Raw genomic sequence first — 17260 nt, forward strand, 5'->3', positions numbered from 1 at the left:
CGAGGTGTTGCTGTGAGCGACGAGGAGGCCGAGGACGCACCGGCCCGTCCCACCCTGCGCATCGTGCGCGGCGAGCCCGACGCGGCCGAGATCGCCGCACTGACCGCCGTGCTCGCCGCCGCGGGCGGCGGCGGCGAGGACGAGCCCGACACGACGCCGGCGTCGAGCTGGGCGCGCCACGTCGATCTCGTGCGCGGCCCCGTCCACCCCGGTCCCGGCGGCTGGCGGGCCTCCGCCCGCCCGCGCTGACCGCCTCCGACCCCCTCTGGTGACCTGATGGCCCTGCTGCGCCGACGACGTCGCACGCTCGTGGGTGGTGAGTCGTACCGCGACGCCGACCACGCCCTCATGCCGATCCCGCCGACCGGCGGGCTCGTGAGCTGCCAGCTCCGCACCATGGAGGGCCGCCCGCTGCCGGGCGTCACCGTCGCCGTCGTCGAGACCGAGGGCCTGCGCCGCGTCGTCACCGAGTCGCCCACCGACCCGTTCGGCTTCTACACCGCGGCCGTGCCGAGCGGCTCCTACACGCTGCGCGCGAGCCTTGGCGGCTACCGCACGCTCACCCGGGACATGATCATCGGGCGGGGCGAGCACGCCGCCCTCGGCGCCCTGACGCTCACGGCCGACCAGGGCAGCACGCGCCCCTCACCGGGCGAGTGGGTGATCGACGACGCCCACAGCAGGCTCGGGTTCGTCGCACGGCACATCGCGCTGAGCAAGGTGTACGGGCAGTTCACGCGCTTCCGCGGGTCGATCCACATCGCCGAGGAGCTCGAGGACTCGAGCATCGACGTCGTCATCGACGCCGCCAGCATCGAGACGCACAACGCCCAGCGCGACGCCCACCTGCGCTCCCAGGACTTCCTGGCCGTCGACGACCACCCCCAGCTCCAGTTCTCGAGCACGCGCTTCGCGGTGCGGGCCGGCAACTCCTGGACCATCGACGGCGACCTCTCGATCCGCGGGCGCACCAACGACGTCCGGCTCGAGACGACCTATCTCGGCACGCAGTCGTGGAACGGCACGCGCATCGGCGCCACCGCCACGACCTCGCTGCACCGCGAGCACTTCACGCTCAACTGGCAGCAGATGGTCGCCCGCGGCATCCCCGTCGTCGGCTCCACCATCCAGATCCACCTCGACGTCCAGGCCGTGCTGCAGCTGTAGCCCGGCCCGGCCACGTCGCCGTCGGACCGTCGGTGCGGCCGGTTACCGTGAGCCCCGTGCACGGGGGGCTGGGGCAGCGATGACGGACGGGTTCGACAGCGACGTGCCGTCGCCCGCCCGGATGTACGACTACTACCTCGGCGGACGCGACAACTTCGCCGCCGACCGCGAGGCCGCCGAGGCGGTCATCGCGAGCCATCCCGACCAGCGCCAGCTCGCGCAGAACAACCGCGCGTTCCTCGTGCGCGCCGTGGAGCACCTCGCGGCGGAGGGGATCACGCAGTTCGTCGACATCGGCACCGGGATCCCCACCGCGCCGACGGTGCACGAGGTCGCCCGGCGCACCCACCCCGACGCGCGCGTCGTGTACGTCGACGACGACCCGGTGGTGCTCGCCCACGCCCGCGCTCTCCTCGCCGAGGACCGGGCGGTCGCGGTCGTCGAGGCGGACATGCACGACCCGGGGGCGATCACCACCCACCCCGACGTCGACCGCCTCATCGACTTCAGCCGGCCCGTCGGCGTGCTGTTCGTCGCCGTCTTCCACTTCTCCCCCGGCGACGAGCCGCACCGGATCGTCGAGCACTTCCGGCGGCGCATGGTCCCGGGGTCGTACCTGGTGCTCTCGACGGGCAGCGCGGAGGGCCTCGCCGCCGAGGAGCTCGCCGAGATCGAGGCGGCCTACGCCCGCACGCCGCGCGGCGGGCACCTGCGCACGGCCGACGAGGTCGCGGCGCTCTTCGAGGGCTTCACCGTGATCGAGCCCGGCATCGTCGACGTCAGCCGGTGGCGCGGGTTCGAGCGCCCGACGCACATCTCGATCCTCGCCGGGGTCGGACGGCGACCCGAGGACGGCGACGTGGTGGGCCGCCGCGCGGAGTCCGCCGACCCCGCGACGTAGGGTGCCGCCCCGTGCGTCTGGTGCTCGCGTCCGCGTCCCCGGCCCGTCTGGCGATCCTGCGGGGTGCCGGCGTGGAACCCCTCGTCGAGGTGTCCGACATCGACGAGGACGCCCTCGTCGCGGAGCTGGGCGGGGACGCCACACCCGAGGACACCGTCGGCGCGCTGGCGCTGGCCAAGGCACGCACGGTCGCCGCACGGGTCGCGGAGGCGGTGCCGGACGGGGTGGTCGTCGGCGCCGACTCGATGCTCTGGCTCGATGGCGAGCTGGTGGGCAAGCCCGCCGGGATCGAAGCCGCGCGCGGGCGCTGGGACCAGATGGCCGGACGTGCCGGAGACCTGCTCACCGGGCACGCCCTGGTCCAGCTCGCCGGCGGCGTCGTCAACCGCGAGGTGACCGGTCACGCCCGCACCGCGGTGGCCTTCGCCGAGCCCACGACCGCCGAGCTCGAGGCCTACCTCGCCAGCGGGGAGCCGCTCGCCGTCGCCGGCGCGTTCACCCTGGACGGGCGCGGCGGCTGGTTCGTCGAGGGCATCGAGGGCGACCCGTCGAACGTCGTCGGCCTGAGCCTGCCGCTGCTGCGCCGCCTGCTGGCCGAGATCGGCGTGGGCGTCGACGCCCTGTGGGGCGCGCCCGCGAGCTGAGGACCACCGCCCGGCCTCGGAGATCAGGAGCGCGTCGTCCCCGATCGGACGACGCGTCGGGTCGATGAAGCGCCCGTGATCTCCCCAGCCCCGTGTCGACCGCGCCGCTCAGGGCGCCGGGCGCGCGGGCGACGCCGGGCCGGCCGGCCCCGCGGGAACACCGGGCTCGGCAGGCCCACCCGGCTCGGCAGGCCCACCCGGCTCGGCAGGCCCACCCGGCTCGGCAGGCCCACCCGGCTCGGCGGGCTCGCCCGGCACCGGCGCCAACCGCAGCGAGCGCACCACCGCGTCCGCCGCGTCACCGTCGGCGTCGACCGTCGGCGACGGCCGGGCCACGGCCAGCACCGCGACCGTCCGGCCCGGCGCGGCGAGGGTGCTGACGCGGACGAGCGCCCCGTCCTGCGGCCCGCCCTCGATCCGCCGCACCGAGGTGCGGGTGGGCAGGTCGGCGACCGGGTCGGCGTTGTCGCTCAGGGGCGCGGTCCGGGCCTCCGGCTGCAGCAGGTCGGCGTAGGCGTCGGCCAGACGGCGGGCCTCGGCGTCGAGGGCGTCGTCGCCGGCCGGGTCGGGCGCGCCCGGGTCGGCGCGCGGCACCACCCGGGCGGGATCGGCGAGGCCGACGAGCACGACGGTGTCCGCGCGCCGCAGGATCGTGGCGTCCCGGAAGCGTTCCGGCGGGACCTCGACGACGTCCTGGGAGGGCACCACCTGCCATCCGGGCGGCACCGCGAGCGTCGTTCCCGTGACGTCGTCGGTCACCGGTGCGCCCGCATCGCCGGGGGGCGACGCCTCGGGCCCGGGGGTCGTGGCAGCCGGAGGCGGTCCCGTCGACGGCTCCGTCGAGGGCTCCCTCTGCGGCTCCCTCGACGGCTCCGGAGCGGGCGAGGGTGGGGACGCGACATCCGCCGCCGCGCGCTCGTCGGCGGCCGCGCGCACGGAGACCGCGCGATCGGCCGTGACGGCGACGGCGATCACCGCGACGAGGCCGGCGAGCACGAGGACGAACGCACACGCGGCCACCGACCGCCACCACCAAGACCGCATCGATCGCCGACCGTAGCCACGTGCCGGGTGTGACGCGCACCGGGGCGGGGCAGTGTGTGATCGGCGCTCCGGCCCCACACGTGTGGCGGTCGTGTGGCCATGACCACGCCCGGGCCCCCGACGGCGTCCGGCCGAGTACGAGAGAGTGACCTGACCGGGCACCCGTCCGGCCGCTTCTACACTGCCCCGACCGTCCCCGGCTCAGCGACGATCCCCAGGAGGTCCCCGAATGGCCGCGTCCGCCCCGGCGGGGTTCGACCCGCTGCACACCGTCCTCGTCGCCAACCGAGGCGAGATCGCGGTGCGGGTCGTGCGCGCGTGCCGGGACGCGGGCCTGCAGAGCGTCGCCGTGTACGCGGAGCCGGACCGGGACGCCCCCCACGTGCAGCTCGCGGACCAGGCCTTCGCGCTGGGCGGGGAGACCGCCGCGGACTCCTACCTGGACATCGAGAAGCTGATCGACGCGGCCCGGGAGTCCGGCGCGAACGCGATCCACCCGGGGTACGGCTTCCTCTCGGAGAACGCCGACTTCGCCCAGGCCGTCATCGACGCCGGGCTGATCTGGATCGGGCCGTCGCCGCAGGCGATCAACGACCTGGGCGACAAGGTCACGGCCCGCAAGATCGCCGAGCGCTCCGGCGCGCCGCTGGTGCCCGGGACGAAGGACCCGGTCGCCGACGCCGACGAGGTCATCGCCTTCGCCGACGAGCACGGGCTGCCGGTGGCCATCAAGGCGGCGTTCGGCGGCGGCGGGCGCGGCATGCGCGTCGCCCGCGAGCGCGACGAGATCGCCGAGATGTTCGACGCCGCGGTCCGCGAGGCCGTCTCGGCGTTCGGGCGCGGCGAGTCGTTCGTCGAGCGCTACCTGGACCGCCCGCGCCACGTCGAGGCCCAGGTGCTGGCCGATCAGCACGGCAACTGCATCGTCGTCGGCACCCGTGACTGCTCCCTGCAGCGGCGCCACCAGAAGCTGGTCGAGGAGGCGCCGGCGCCGTTCCTCACCGACGAGCAGCGCAAGCGCATCCACACCTCGGCCCGCGACATCTGTGTCGAGGCCGGGTACTCCGGCGCCGGCACGGTCGAGTTCCTCGTCGGCGAGGACGGCACGATCTCGTTCCTCGAGGTCAACACCCGCCTGCAGGTCGAGCACCCCGTCTCCGAGGAGACGAGCGGGATCGACCTGGTGCTCGAGCAGTTCCGGATCGCCGCGGGCCAGCACCTGCGGTTCACCGAGGACCCGGAGCCGCGCGGGCACGCGATCGAGTACCGGATCAACGGCGAGGACGCCGGGCGCGGCTTCCTGCCCGCCCCGGGCACGGTCACCCGCTTCGTGGCCCCCGACGGCCCCGGCGTGCGCGTCGACTCCGGCGTCGAGACCGGGACCGTGATCGGCGGCCAGTTCGACTCGATGGTCGGCAAGCTGATCGTCACCGGCGAGGACCGCGAGCAGGCGATGGCCCGCTCCCGGCGGGCGCTCGCCGAGCTGGTGGTCGAGGGACTGCCGACCGTCATCCCGTTCCACCGCGCGGTCCTGGACGACCCGGCCTTCACCGCCCCCGACGGCGCCGAGTCGTTCCTCGTGCACACCCGGTGGATCGAGACCGAGTTCGACAACCAGATCCCGCCCTTCGAGGTCCCGGGCGCGGACGAGGACGCCGAGGACCCGCTGCCGCGGCAGACCGTCGTCGTCGAGGTCGGCGGCAAGCGCCTCGAGGTGTCCCTGCCCGGCGACCTGGCGCTCGGCGGCGGGGGCGGCGCCCGCGGCGCGGCACCCACGAAGAAGAAGGCGCGCCGCTCCGGTGGCGGGGCGAAGGTCTCCGGCGACGCGGTGACCGCGCCCATGCAGGGCACCGTGGTCAAGGTCGCGGTCTCCGAGGGCGACACGGTCGCCGCGGGCGACCTCGTGGTGGTCGTCGAGGCGATGAAGATGGAGAACCCGGTCACCGCCCACAAGGACGGCGTCGTCACCGGCCTCACGCTCGAGGCCGGCGCGAGCGTCAACCAGGGCGCCGTGATCTGCGAGATCCCGGACGCGGGCTAGGCCGTCCGCCGGAGCGCATACTGGCGCCATGGCCGACGTCGGGGCTCACGAGCGCGAGCTGGCCATGGAGGCGCTCGACGCGCACCGGCGCACCGGCCGGCTGGAGCGCGACGAGCACGCGACGCGCTGTGCCTCGGCGTCGACGGCGACGTCGCGGTCCCAGCTCGACGCGCTGTTCACCGACCTGCCCGAGCCCCATCCGACCTATCCCGGTCCGGCGCCGGGCCGCGACCGCCCGGCGTCGGCCGAGCCGGCCGACGCTCCCGCCGCGCCGGAGCTGCCCGAGCTCGTCGCCCCCGGCGGCGCGGCCATCGCCCGGCACGCGGGGCTGATCTCGCTGCTGACGCCCGCGGTCGCGGCGGTGCTCTTCGCCGTGAGCGGCGGACGGTTCCCGTGGATCTTCATCCTCGTCCCGGTCGTGCTGGCCGCCGTGGCCTGGATCTCCCACCGCGAAGGGCAGTGACGTCCGCGGCACGCAGAATTCCCGACGACCTCGTCACGACCAGGAACAGGCGCCCTCCCCGGCACGTTGTCGCGGGGGTCCGAGGGCGGAATTCGCTCGCCTGTCGGGGGTGCGTGTGATGCTCTGCCACGCCGGACCGTGACCGTCACGGCCGCTGCCACGAGGGGGAACGATGACCGGTCCGCGCGACGCCGGACCCGCCCAGGCCGCCCGGCCGATGGTGATCGTCATGACGCTGGTCGTGTCGGCCTTCGTCATGATCCTCAACGAGACGATCCTCTCGGTGGCGCTGCCGCACCTGACGGGCGACCTCGGGGTCTCGGCGACCACCGTCCAGTGGCTGACGAGCGGGTTCCTCCTGACGATGGGCGTGGTCATCCCGACCACGGGCTACATCCTCAACCGGTTCACGCCCCGCCAGGTCTTCCTGGCGGCCATGACGCTGTTCAGCACCGGCACGCTGATCTGCGCGCTGTCGCCGGGCTTCGAGCTGCTGCTCGTCGGGCGCGTCGTGCAGGCCACGGGCACCGCGGTGATGATCCCGCTGCTGATGACGTCGGTCATGCGCCTGATCCCGCCCGAGAAGCGCGGGGCGACGATGGGCACGATCTCGATCGTTATCGCCGTCGCCCCGGCGGTCGGCCCGACCATCGGCGGACTGATCCTCGCCTCGCTCGACTGGCGGTGGATGTTCTGGAGCGTGCTGCCGCTGGCGGTGGCCGCGCTCGTCATCGGGTTCGTGATGTTCCGGCTCTCCGGCGAGACCCGCGTGACGCCGCTCGACCTGCTCTCGGTGCTGCTGTCGTTCCTCGGCTTCGGCGGCATCGTCTACGGCCTCTCGACGCTGGGCCACGGCGGCCAGGCCGTCGTCCCGCCGTGGGTGGCGCTCGTCGTCGGCGCCGTCGCGCTGGCGGTGTTCATCGCGCGCCAGATGCGCCTGCAGCGCACCGAGTCCGCGCTGCTGGACCTGCGTCCGTTCGGCCACAAGCCGTTCGTGGTCGCGATCGTCCTGTCGGCGCTGCTGTTCATGTCGCTGCTCGGCGCCGGCGCGATCCTGCTGCCGATCTACCTGCAGACGGTGCTCGGTGTCAGCGCGGCGGCCACCGGTCTCGCGGTCCTGCCCGGCGGGCTCGTGCTCGGCTTCATGGGGCGCCCGGTGGGTCGCCTGTTCGACCGGGTCGGCGCACGGCCGCTCGTGATCCCGGGCGCGATCGGGCTGGCGACCTCGATGTGGCTGCTCGCCGCGCTCGGCGCCGGGGCCGCGCTGTGGATGGTCATCGCCGTCCACATCCTGCTGATGGCCTCGCTCGGCCTCATGATGACGCCGCTGCTCACCGAGGGGCTCTCGGTGCTGCCCGAGAACCTCTACTCGCACGGCAGCGCGATCCTCACGACGCTGCAGCAGGTCGCCGGCGCCGCGGGCACCGCGGGGTTCGTGACGATCGCCGCGCTCGGCTCCGCCTCGGCCACCGGGGCGCCGGACGCCCAGGGTCTCCAGGTGGCCTTCATGGCCGCGGGGGTCATCGGGCTCATCGCTGTCGGGGTCTCCTTCATGGTGGCGCGCAAGCCGGCGGCCGGGTCCGACGGTGGGCCGACGGGCGACGCGGACGCCGCCGACGAGTCGAGCGGGGCTCCGTCGACGCCGGTGGCCGGTCACTAGCGCCGGTCACACGAGCAGGGCCACCGCGCCCACGGTCGTGATCGCGGTGCGCACCGCGTGGGCCCGGGTCCACGGGCGTTCGAACGCCTCCCGGGCCCGGACGACGTCACCGGAGTCGGCGGTGTCGCCGGCGTCCGCGCGGTCGAGGGCGGTGTTGAGCGGGATGTTCACGGCCACGGTCACGCCGATCGAGGCGAGCTGCAGCACGGCGCCGAGCGCCACGAGCAGCACCGGCGCCCCGACGACCAGGGCGAGCACCGCCGCCGCGACGGCGACCACCGGGGCGCCGAGGAAGAGCACGACGAACCCGGGGCGCACGATCACGCGGTTGACGGTCTGCATGACGGTCACGAGCACCCGGTCGGGCAGCCGGGCGAGCGAGGGCATGATCACGACGCTGAAGGCGAGGTAGAACCCCGCCAGCAGCGCGGAGAGCACGCCGGCGACGAGCTGGACGACGGAGAGGGCGAGCATGCGCCCAGCTCACCGGCGCGCGCCGCCGCTCACCAGTGCCGCGCGTCCGGGGTCCCGGCCCGCCCGTCCGGGAGCGGGGGCGTCCCTCGCTGCGTGGCACGCAGCCAGGGCGCCCCTCGCTCCGCCCGGCACGCAGCCAGGGCGCCCCTCGCTCCGCCCGGGACGCAGCGACGGCGTCCCTCGCTCCGTCGGAGGGACCCGGCGGGTCAGCCCGTGCCGAGCGCCGCGAGCCGCGGGGCGCGGGGGTCCGGGGCGGCGACGCGCAGCTTGTCGGCCTCGATGTCGGTGTCGACGGCCTGCGAGTCGCGCTCGGCCTGGACACGCTCGACGTAGGAGCGCACCTCGAGGTCGCGCTGCTCGTCGGTCCAGCCGAGCAGGTCGGCCATCTGCGCGCCGACCGCCTCGGCCGAGTCGACGCCGCGGTGGGCGTACTCGATCGAGATGCGGGTGCGCCGGGTGAGCACGTCGTCGATGTGCAGCGCGCCCTCGTAGGCCACGGCGTAGGCGATCTCGACCCGCAGGTAGTCCGGCGAGGCCGGCACGGGCTCGAGCAGCGAGGGGTCCTCGTCGGCCATCGACAGCAGGCCGTGCAGCAGCGAGCCGTAGCGGTCGAGCAGGTGGCGCACGCGGTGCGGGTGCAGCCCGTGGCGCTGCCCGAGGTTCTCGGCCTGGTTGACCAGGGCGAAGTAGCCGTCGGCGCCGATGAGCGGCACCCGGTCGGTGACGGACGGGGCCACCCGGGTCGGGATGTCCTCGGAGGCCGCGTCGATCGCGTCCGCGGCCATCACGCGGTAGGTCGTGTACTTGCCGCCGGCGATGGCGACGAGACCCGGCATCACGCGGGACACCGCGTGCTCGCGCGACAGCTTGGAGGTCTCCTCGCTCTCGCCCGCCAGCAGCGGGCGCAGCCCGGCGTAGACGCCCTCGATGTCGTCGTGGGACAGCGGCGTCACCAGCACCGAGTTCACGTGCTCGAGCAGGTAGTCCAGGTCCTTGCGCGTGGCCGCCGGGTGCGCGAGGTCGAGGTTCCAGTCGGTGTCGGTGGTGCCGACGATCCAGTGGTTGCGCCACGGGATCACGAACAGCACGGACTTCTCGGTGCGCAGGATCATGCCGGTGTCCGACGGGATCTTGTCGCGCGCGACGAGGAAGTGCACGCCCTTCGACGCCTTGACCCGGAAACGTCCCCGGGTACCGGCGGCGTGCTGCATCTGGTCGGTCCACACACCCGTGCAGTTGACGACCACCGAGGCACGGACGTCGGCCTCGCGTCCGGTCTCGACGTCCCGGATGCGCACGCCCGCGACCCGGTCGACCTCGTGGAGGAAGTCGACGACCTGCGTCGACGTCCGCACGGTGGCGCCGTACTGGGCCGCCGTGCGTCCCACCATCATCGTGTGGCGCGCGTCGTCGGACTGCGCGTCGTAGTACCGGATCGCCCCGACGAGCGCGCTGCGCTTGAGTGCCGGCGCCATCCGCAGCGCCCCGGAGCGGGTCAGCTGCTTCTGGTGGGGCAGCGAGCTCTTGCCGCCCATCGTGTCGTAGAGCGTGACGCCCGCGGTGACGTACGGACGCTCCCAGTGCTTGGTCAGCGGGTAGAGGAAGCTGACCGGCTTGATGAGGTGGGGGGCGAGCCGCGTCAGGTTGAGCTCGCGCTCGCGCAGCGCTTCGCGCACCAGGCCGAAGTCCAGCTGTTCGAGGTAGCGCAGCCCGCCGTGGAAGAGCTTCGACGACCGGCTCGAGGTGCCCGACGCCAGGTCGCGCGCCTCGATCAGGGCCACCTTCAGCCCGCGGGTCGCCGCGTCGAGCGCCGCGCCGGTACCCACGACACCTCCCCCGACGACGACCACGTCGAACTTCTCGGAGCCCAACCGCTCCCAGGACTCCTCGCGGCTGGCCGGACCGAGGCGCGCCGGTTCGACCGCCGCGTCCAGTGCCTCAGCCTGCGAGGCCTCCGCCGCCGCGCCGGCGGTGCCGTCACTCCGTGCGCCTCGTGCCGCGCCCACGTGCGACCCCTCTCGTCGTCGTCTTCTCGGGGAGCCCCAGGTCAGTCCGGTGCCGCCCTCGCGTCGCACGGCGGAGCCGGCGCCGGGCGACAGCGCCCCCGCGCCGTCCCCACGCACCACGCTAACGCGGCGTCCAAGGCCCTCGGCACCGTGCACGCGGTGCAGCACCCTGGTCCGTTTCGGTCTCCGGATGCCCCCTCACACGTCTCTCCACCCCCGAGATCCCCAGAAGCGTGGACACACGGTGAGCACCGCCACTACCGTCGCCGATCGCGAGCGCACCTTCTGATCGCGGCTTCGGGTTCGGGGGGTCTCGTCGCAAGCCGGGCCGGGTCGCCGTCGACAGGAGTCCTCGTGGGCGCAGGAAGCATCATTCTCTCGGAGTTCCTCGGCACCATGGTGCTGCTGCTCTTCGGTTGCGGTGTCGTGGCCAACGTGCTGCTGACCCGCACCAACGCCGACGGCGACACGGCATCGTGGGTGCTCATCACGTTCGGCTGGGGGTTCGGCGTGTTCGCCGGCGCCAGCATCGCCGACGCCTCGGGCGGCGCGATCAACCCGGCGGTGACGCTGGCGAGCGCGATCAACGGCGGCACGCCGTGGTCCCAGGTGCCCTTCTACTTCATCGGCCAGTTCCTCGGCGCCTTCGTGGGCGCCGTCCTCGCGTGGCTCGTCTACAAGCTGCAGTTCGACCACAACGAGGACAACTCCGGCACGCTGAACATCTTCTCGACCAACCCGCCGATCAAGAAGCCGGCGTGGAACTTCGTCACCGAGCTCATCGCGACGTTCGCGCTGGTGCTGTTCCTGCTGGTCAACCCGTACGGCAGCAGCCCCGCGATCTATGGTGCCGCGGCCGCGGTGGTCATGGGCATCGGCCAGGCGCTCGGTGGGTCGACCGGCTACGCCATCAACCCCGCCCGTGACCTCGGGCCGCGCATCGCCTACGCGGTGCTGCCGATCCGCGGCAAGGGCAAGGCCGACTGGGGCTACTCCTGGGTGCCCGTCGTGGCCCCGCTGGTCGGGGCGACGCTCGCGGCGCTCGTCGCGTTCGTCGCGCCCGTCAAGACGGGCTGACGCCCGCCCGCACGTCCATCCTCCCGAGACTCGAGCTTGGAGCTCCGCATGACCCAGTACGTCGCCGCGATCGACCAGGGCACGACGTCGACACGGTGCATGATCTTCGACCACTCGGGCCGGGTCGTCGCGGTCGACCAGCTCGAGCACGAGCAGATCTTCCCGCGGGCGGGGTGGGTGGAGCACAACGCCGCCGAGATCTGGGGCAACACCCGCCAGGTGTGCGGCGGCGCGCTCGCCCGGGCCGACATCAACGCCGACCAGATCGCGGCGGTCGGGATCACCAACCAGCGCGAGACGACGGTCATCTGGGACAAGGCGACCGGCGAGCCGATCCACAACGCGATTGTCTGGCAGGACACCCGCACGCAGGCCATCTGCGACGAGCTCGGGAACCTCGGCGGCGGCGCCGAGCGCTACCGCGCGAAGACCGGCCTGCCCCTGGCCACGTACTTCGCCGGCCCGAAGGCGCGCTGGATCCTCGACAACGTCGAGGGGGCCCGCGAGCGGGCGGAGCGCGGGGAGCTCGCGTTCGGGACGATGGACACCTGGGTGCTCTGGAACGCCACCGGTGGCAACGAGGGCGGCCTGCACGTCACCGACCCGACCAACGCGTCGCGCACCCTGCTGATGAACATCGACACCCTCGAGTGGGACCCGCAGCTCTGCGAGGAGATCGGGGTCCCGATGGCGATGCTGCCGGAGATCCGGTCGTCGTCGGAGAACTACGGCCCGATCCGCGCGCGGGGCACGTTCGCCGACGTCCCGGTGGCCGGCATCCTCGGCGACCAGCAGGCGGCGACGTTCGGCCAGGCGTGCCTGTCGGTCGGCGAGGCGAAGAACACCTACGGCACCGGCAACTTCGTGCTGCTCAACACGGGCACGGAGAAGGTCGAGTCGAAGAACGGCCTGCTCACCACCGTCTGTTACAAGATCGGTGACGCGCCGCAGGTGTACGCGCTCGAGGGCTCGATCGCGGTCACCGGCTCGCTCGTGCAGTGGCTGCGCGACAACCTCGGGATCATCTCGTCGGCGCCCGAGATCGAGACGCTGGCGAAGTCCGTCGACGACAACGGCGGCGCGTACATCGTGCCGGCGTTCTCGGGCCTGTTCGCCCCGTACTGGCGCGCCGACGCCCGCGGCGTGATCGTCGGGCTCACCCGGTACGTCAACAAGGGCCACCTCGCCCGCGCCGTCCTCGAGGCCACCGCATTCCAGACCCGCGAGGTCATCGACGCGATGAACGCCGACTCCGGCGTCCCGCTGACCACCCTCAAGGTCGACGGCGGCATGGTCGGCAACGAGGTGCTCATGCAGTTCCAGGCCGACCTGCTCGGCGTGGACGTCGTGCGGCCCGTCGTCGCGGAGACCACGGCCCTGGGCGCCGCCTACGCCGCCGGACTCGCCGTCGGCTTCTGGGACTCCGAGCAGGACATCCGCGACAACTGGGCGCAGGACAAGGTCTGGACCGCCTCGATGGACCCGAAGGCCCGCGACGAGACCTACGCCGAGTGGAAGAAGGCGGTCACCCGCACCTTCGACTGGGCCTAGATCCCGACCCTCGGCGTCGGGGAGCCCCCCGTTCCCCGACGCCGAGGCGATCTGGTCACGCCTTCGTGGTGTCCTCACCCCGCGCGGCGGCGAGGAGCTTGGCCGTGTCCAGGAAGTGGCGGATGGCGACGATCTTCCCGTCGCCGTCGAACGTCCACAGGTGCAGCTGCTCGTCCCGGTAGCGCCCGCCACTGGGCAGCGTGTACTCGAGCGCGACGCGGGCCACCACGCGATCGCCGTCGGCGATCACGTCGCGCACGTCGAGCTGGTGGAACGTGTTGGCGCCCATCGCCTCGAAGAAGCCGCCGAGCTCGCCCTTGCCGTGGAACGGCCGGTAGAACGCCGGCCCGCCCGCGCGCTGCGCGAAGTTGTCCTCCCACTCCGACTCCCACCGCACGTCGTCCGCGATGAGGTCCATGAGGGTCGGGATGTCGCCGGACCCGAAGGCGCGGTAGATCGCGGCGGCGGTCTCGGCGTTGGTGCTGGTGGTGGTGGCGGTCATGACGGTCCTCCCCGGTCGGTGCTGTGATCGGCCTCCGGCGCGGCAGCTCCGCTGCGCTGCGTGCCGCAGTGATTCGCCTCCGGCGCGGCAGCTCCGCTGCGCTGCGTGCCGCAGTGATTCGCCTCCGGCGCGGCAGCTCCGCTGCGCTGCGTGCCGCAGTCACAGATCACTGTCGGCGACGTCCTTGCCGACGAGGTCACCCGTTCGTCACTCGGACCTCACAGCGACGGTCACAGCGCGCTACCCTCGGCGCGGGGCGGTGCCGGTGGGCCCGGTCCGGGGGGTTGTCGCCGATGGAGCTGCGAATCCTGGGCCCGCTCGAGGCCGTGGACGCACAGGGAGCGCCGGTCGATCTGGGCGGCGCGCGGGAGCGCACGCTCCTGGCCGTGCTGCTGGTCGCCCGCGGGCGGATCGTGGCCGCCCCGCGGCTCGCCGACGAGCTGTGGGGCGACCACCCGCCGGCCGGCGCGGCCCACGCGCTGCGCGTCCACGTCTCGCGGCTGCGGCGGTGTCTGCGAGCCGGCGGCGCCGACGGCGCCCTGGTGACGCGGGCGCCGGGCTACGTCCTCGCGCTCCCCCGCCCGTGCAGCGACGCCGACCGCTTCGACGACCTCATCGCCCGGGCCCGCGCGGACGAGGACCGCGCGGCCGCCGCGGCGCTGCTGCGCGAGGCGCTCGGGCTGTGGCGGGGCCCGGTGCTCGGCGACCTCCCGGCGGCCGCCGAGGCCCCGGCGCTGCGCGCGGAGGCCGACCGCCTGGAGGAGGCGCGCCTGGCCGCGCTGGAGGACCGCATCGACGCCGACCTCGCCTGCGGACGCCACCGCGAGCTCGCCGGCGAGCTCGACGCCCTGACCCGCGCCCATCCGCTGCGCGAGCGACTCTCCGGACAGCGGATGCTCGCGCTCTACCGGGCGGGCCGGCAGGCGGAGGCCCTCGCCGCGCACGACGACCTGCGCCGCCGCCTCGCCGACGAGCTCGGGATCGACCCTGGCCCTGCCGCCACCGCACTGCGCACCGCGATCCTGCGCCAGGATCCGTCCCTCGATGGCCAGGACGCCCGGCCCGCTCCCCCACCGCCGACCACGCCGAGCACGTCCCGCCCGCCGACGCTGCTCACCGAGATGGGTCCGGTCTTCGTCGGCCGCGACGACGAGCTCGCGCGGCTGCGCGAGGTGTGTCTCGACGGGCGCGCGCAGGGCCCGCGGCTCGTGCTGATCGCCGGCGAACCGGGGGTCGGCAAGACGCGCCTGGCCGCCGAGCTGGGCCGCGAGGTCGCGGCGGACGGCGGCACCGTGCTCGCCGGCCGCTGCGACGAGGACCTCGCGGTGCCCTACCAGCCGTTCGTCGAGGCACTGCGCGGGCAGCTCGCGCCGGGACCGGCGCGCGCCGGGGACCTGGGCCGGCTCGCCGGCGAGCTCGTCCGGCTCGTCCCCGAGATCGGGCGGGCGTTCCCCGACCTCCCGCCGCCGCTGCGCGCCGACCCCGAGACCGAGCGCTACCGCCTCTTCGAGGCCGTCGCGGCCTGGCTCGCGCACGCCGCGGCCGACCGGCCGGTGCTGCTGCTCCTCGACGACCTGCACTGGGCGACGACGCCCACGCTCCAGCTGCTGCGCCACCTCACGCGCGCGGCCGCGCCCGGCCTCGTCGTCGTCGCGACCTACCGCGACACCGAGACCACCCGGGACGACCCGCTGGGCGCGCTGCTCGCCGACCTGCGCCGCCAGCCCGGCGTCGAGCGCGTGACGCTGCGCGGGCTCGACGCGGCCGCGGTCGCGGACCTCGTCGCCGAAGCCTCGGACGACACCACCGACACCGCCGACGTCGCCGACCTCGCCCGCACGGTCCACGCCGAGACCGAGGGCGTCCCGTTCTTCGTCCGGGAGCTCCTGCGCCACCTCGCCGAGTCCGGGGCGCTCGACGACCGCCAGGGCGGCTGGCGGCTCGAGGACGTCGGCCTGCCCGAGGGTGTGCGGGAGGTGATGGGTCGGCGCCTGTCCCGCCTGCACGCGGACACGCTCGGCGTCCTGCGCCTCGCCGCGGTCGTGGGGCCGGAGTTCGACCCCGACCTCGTCCGCGACGCGGGCGGGCTCGGCGAGGAGACCGTGCTGACCGCGCTCGACGACGCCACCGCCGCCCGGCTGGTGATCGAGAGCGACGGCCTGCGCTACCGCTTCGCCCACACGCTGGTCCGCGCCACCCTCACCGACGACCTCACCGGCGCCCGCCGCGCCACGTGGCACCGCCGGATCGCCGAGGCCCTGGAGCGCCGCGGCGACACCGACACCCAGCTCGAGGCGCTGGCGCACCACTGGTCCCGCGCACCCGCCGACCCCGGGTCGCGGCGCCGCGCCGCCGGCTACGCCGCGCGGGCCGGCGAGCGCGCCGGGGCACAGCTCGCCCACGACGAGGCCGTGCGCTCCCTGCGCGCGGCGGTCGACCTCCTGCCCGGCGGGGACGAGGACGGGCGCGTCGCGCTGCTGGTGTCGCTCGGCGAGGCCCAGCGCCGCGCGGGACACGCCGCGCACCGCCAGACCCTGCTCGCCGCCGCCGGTCTCGCCCGGTCCCGCGGAGACGCCGACGGGCTCGCCCGCGCCGCGATCGCCAACAGCCCGGGCAGCAAGCCCTCGGTCTTCGGGGTCACCGACGCCGATCGCGTGGCGACGCTCGAGGCGGCCGTCGCCATGGCCGGTGCGCACGACAGCGCCGTGCGGGCGCGCCTGCTCGCGGTGCTCGCCCTCGAGCTGTTCCACGTCGGGGACCGCGACCGCCGCCTCGCCCTCTCCGACGAGGCGCTGGCGATCGCCCGCCGGCTCGGCGACCCGCGCACGCTCGGGCACGTGCTCGTCGCCCGGCCCTTCGCGATCGGCGGCCCGGACACGCTCGCCGCGCGCCTCGCGGACACCGCCGAGCTGCTCGATGTCGCCCGCCGCCTCGACGAGCCCGTGACGGTGCACCGCGCGTGGTGGCTGCGGTTCCGGGTGGCGGCCGAGGTCGGCGACGCCGCGGAGGCCGACCGCTGCCTCGACGCGCAGGACGCCCTGATGGCCGAGATCGGTCAGCCGACGCTGCGGTGGATGACCGGGCTCCAGCACGTCGCCCGGCACCTGCGGCGCGGGGAGCTCGACGACGCGGACCGGCTCCTGCACGACGTCGCCGAGCGCGGACGGGTGGCCGAGCAGGAGGACGCCCTGCTCTACCACGCCATCCAGCTGTTCGCGCTGCGTCGCGAGCAGGGTCGCGTCGGCGACGCCGAGGCGCTCGTGGCCCGGGTCGCCGCGGCGTCGCCGGAGCTCCCGGCGATCCACGCGGCGCTCGGCGTCCTGCACGCCGAGACCGGCCGGGACGACGAGGCCCGGCGGATCCTCGACGCGATCGCCGGCGACGACCTCGCGGCCCTGCCCGTCGAGGCCAGCACCATGGTCGCGTACCTGTTCTGTGCCGACCTCTGCGTCGCCCTCGACGACCGCCGCCGCGCCGCGCAGCTCGTCGACCTGCTCGCACCCCACGATGACCAGGTCGCCGTGTGGGCGGTCGGGCTCGGGACGGGCGCGGTCGCCGCCGCACTCGGCCGGCTGACGGCCCTGCTCGGCGACACCGCCGGTGCCGACGCCCACTTCGCGCGGGCGCTGGAGGTCGAGGCGCGGGCGGGCGCACCGAGCTGGTCGGTGCGCACCCGGCGCGACCGCGCCGCGCTGGCCAGCCGGGCCTGCTGACGACGGACCCCGCCGAC

The 17260-nt window shown here is 74.5% G+C and carries 14 protein-coding genes; 10 read left to right on the forward strand and 4 right to left on the reverse strand.

The genetic code is table 11. The features are described 5' to 3' along the window. Positions 1–12 precede the first annotated feature (12 nt). From ACR9E3_RS11070 to ACR9E3_RS11085, 4 genes are all read left to right on the forward strand, one after another. Entirely contained in the window at positions 13–249 is a 237-nt protein-coding gene (locus tag ACR9E3_RS11070; protein WP_460380281.1) for an acyl-CoA carboxylase subunit epsilon, read from the forward strand. A 27-nt stretch (positions 250–276) separates the two neighbouring features. Next, a complete protein-coding gene (locus ACR9E3_RS11075; protein WP_460380282.1) occupies positions 277–1167 on the forward strand; it encodes a YceI family protein in 891 nt (296 codons plus the stop codon). Positions 1168–1246: 79 nt separating this feature from the next. Next, positions 1247–2068 (forward strand): SAM-dependent methyltransferase, encoded by an 822-nt coding sequence (locus ACR9E3_RS11080; RefSeq protein ID WP_460380283.1) that lies wholly within the window; start codon positions 1247–1249, stop codon positions 2066–2068. An 11-nt stretch (positions 2069–2079) separates the two neighbouring features. Continuing rightward, positions 2080–2712 carry a Maf family protein gene (locus tag ACR9E3_RS11085; protein ID WP_460380284.1) on the forward strand — a complete coding sequence of 211 codons (633 nt, stop codon included), beginning with the start codon at positions 2080–2082 and terminating at the stop codon, positions 2710–2712. Between the two features lie 108 nt (positions 2713–2820). Here ACR9E3_RS11085 and ACR9E3_RS11090 read toward each other — a convergent pair whose 3' ends face one another. Then, positions 2821–3756 carry a hypothetical protein gene (locus ACR9E3_RS11090; protein ID WP_460380285.1) on the reverse strand — a complete coding sequence of 312 codons (936 nt, stop codon included), beginning with the start codon at positions 3754–3756 and terminating at the stop codon, positions 2821–2823. 229 nt (positions 3757–3985) lie between these two features. Between ACR9E3_RS11090 and ACR9E3_RS11095 the strand changes: the two genes are divergently transcribed. The 3 genes from ACR9E3_RS11095 to ACR9E3_RS11105 all read left to right on the forward strand — a co-directional run bounded on the left by ACR9E3_RS11095 (position 3986) and on the right by ACR9E3_RS11105 (position 7920). Then, a complete protein-coding gene (locus ACR9E3_RS11095) occupies positions 3986–5797 on the forward strand; it encodes an acetyl/propionyl/methylcrotonyl-CoA carboxylase subunit alpha (protein WP_460380286.1) in 1812 nt (603 codons plus the stop codon). A gap of 28 nt (positions 5798–5825) precedes the next feature. Next, complete coding sequence (locus tag ACR9E3_RS11100) at positions 5826–6260, forward strand: DUF1707 SHOCT-like domain-containing protein (RefSeq protein WP_460380287.1); 435 nt, start codon at positions 5826–5828, stop codon at positions 6258–6260. A gap of 172 nt (positions 6261–6432) precedes the next feature. Further along, positions 6433–7920, forward strand: a complete 1488-nt coding sequence (locus tag ACR9E3_RS11105) for an MDR family MFS transporter (RefSeq protein WP_460380288.1) — start codon at positions 6433–6435, stop codon at positions 7918–7920. Positions 7921–7926: 6 nt separating this feature from the next. Here the strand turns inward: ACR9E3_RS11105 and ACR9E3_RS11110 are convergent, their stop codons facing one another. Then, positions 7927–8394, reverse strand: coding sequence for an anthrone oxygenase family protein (locus ACR9E3_RS11110; RefSeq protein WP_460380289.1), 468 nt, complete (start codon positions 8392–8394; stop codon positions 7927–7929). Between the two features lie 206 nt (positions 8395–8600). Continuing rightward, entirely contained in the window at positions 8601–10328 is a 1728-nt protein-coding gene (locus ACR9E3_RS11115; protein WP_460380414.1) for a glycerol-3-phosphate dehydrogenase/oxidase, read from the reverse strand. Positions 10329–10754: 426 nt separating this feature from the next. Between ACR9E3_RS11115 and ACR9E3_RS11120 the strand changes: the two genes are divergently transcribed. After that, entirely contained in the window at positions 10755–11477 is a 723-nt protein-coding gene (locus tag ACR9E3_RS11120) for an MIP/aquaporin family protein (RefSeq protein ID WP_460380290.1), read from the forward strand. A 48-nt stretch (positions 11478–11525) separates the two neighbouring features. Continuing rightward, complete coding sequence (gene glpK, locus ACR9E3_RS11125) at positions 11526–13028, forward strand: glycerol kinase GlpK (RefSeq protein WP_460380291.1); 1503 nt, start codon at positions 11526–11528, stop codon at positions 13026–13028. A gap of 55 nt (positions 13029–13083) precedes the next feature. Here glpK and ACR9E3_RS11130 read toward each other — a convergent pair whose 3' ends face one another. Continuing rightward, positions 13084–13530, reverse strand: a complete 447-nt coding sequence (locus ACR9E3_RS11130; RefSeq protein WP_460380292.1) for a nuclear transport factor 2 family protein — start codon at positions 13528–13530, stop codon at positions 13084–13086. 293 nt (positions 13531–13823) lie between these two features. On the opposite strand from ACR9E3_RS11130, the gene ACR9E3_RS11135 reads away from it, so the two are divergent. Continuing rightward, positions 13824–17243: an ATP-binding protein gene (locus ACR9E3_RS11135; protein WP_460380293.1), complete on the forward strand. Its 3420-nt coding sequence runs from the start codon at positions 13824–13826 to the stop codon at positions 17241–17243. Positions 17244–17260 lie beyond the last annotated feature (17 nt).

The sequence above is a fragment of the Actinomycetospora sp. C-140 genome, from assembly GCF_054796175.1.

What these genes read in the sequence shown, in the direction of transcription:
- ACR9E3_RS11075 (WP_460380282.1), top strand. Translation starts at nt 277, where the DNA reads ATGGCCCTGCTGCGCCGACGACGTCGCACGCTCGTGGGTGGTGAGTCG.
- ACR9E3_RS11080 (WP_460380283.1), top strand. Translation starts at nt 1,247, where the DNA reads ATGACGGACGGGTTCGACAGCGACGTGCCGTCGCCCGCCCGGATGTAC.
- ACR9E3_RS11090 (WP_460380285.1), bottom strand. Translation starts at nt 3,756, where the DNA reads ATGCGGTCTTGGTGGTGGCGGTCGGTGGCCGCGTGTGCGTTCGTCCTC.
- ACR9E3_RS11095 (WP_460380286.1), top strand. Translation starts at nt 3,986, where the DNA reads ATGGCCGCGTCCGCCCCGGCGGGGTTCGACCCGCTGCACACCGTCCTC.
- ACR9E3_RS11100 (WP_460380287.1), top strand. Translation starts at nt 5,826, where the DNA reads ATGGCCGACGTCGGGGCTCACGAGCGCGAGCTGGCCATGGAGGCGCTC.
- ACR9E3_RS11105 (WP_460380288.1), top strand. Translation starts at nt 6,433, where the DNA reads ATGACCGGTCCGCGCGACGCCGGACCCGCCCAGGCCGCCCGGCCGATG.
- ACR9E3_RS11110 (WP_460380289.1), bottom strand. Translation starts at nt 8,394, where the DNA reads ATGCTCGCCCTCTCCGTCGTCCAGCTCGTCGCCGGCGTGCTCTCCGCG.
- glpK (WP_460380291.1), top strand. Translation starts at nt 11,526, where the DNA reads ATGACCCAGTACGTCGCCGCGATCGACCAGGGCACGACGTCGACACGG.
- ACR9E3_RS11130 (WP_460380292.1), bottom strand. Translation starts at nt 13,530, where the DNA reads ATGACCGCCACCACCACCAGCACCAACGCCGAGACCGCCGCCGCGATC.
- ACR9E3_RS11135 (WP_460380293.1), top strand. Translation starts at nt 13,824, where the DNA reads ATGGAGCTGCGAATCCTGGGCCCGCTCGAGGCCGTGGACGCACAGGGA.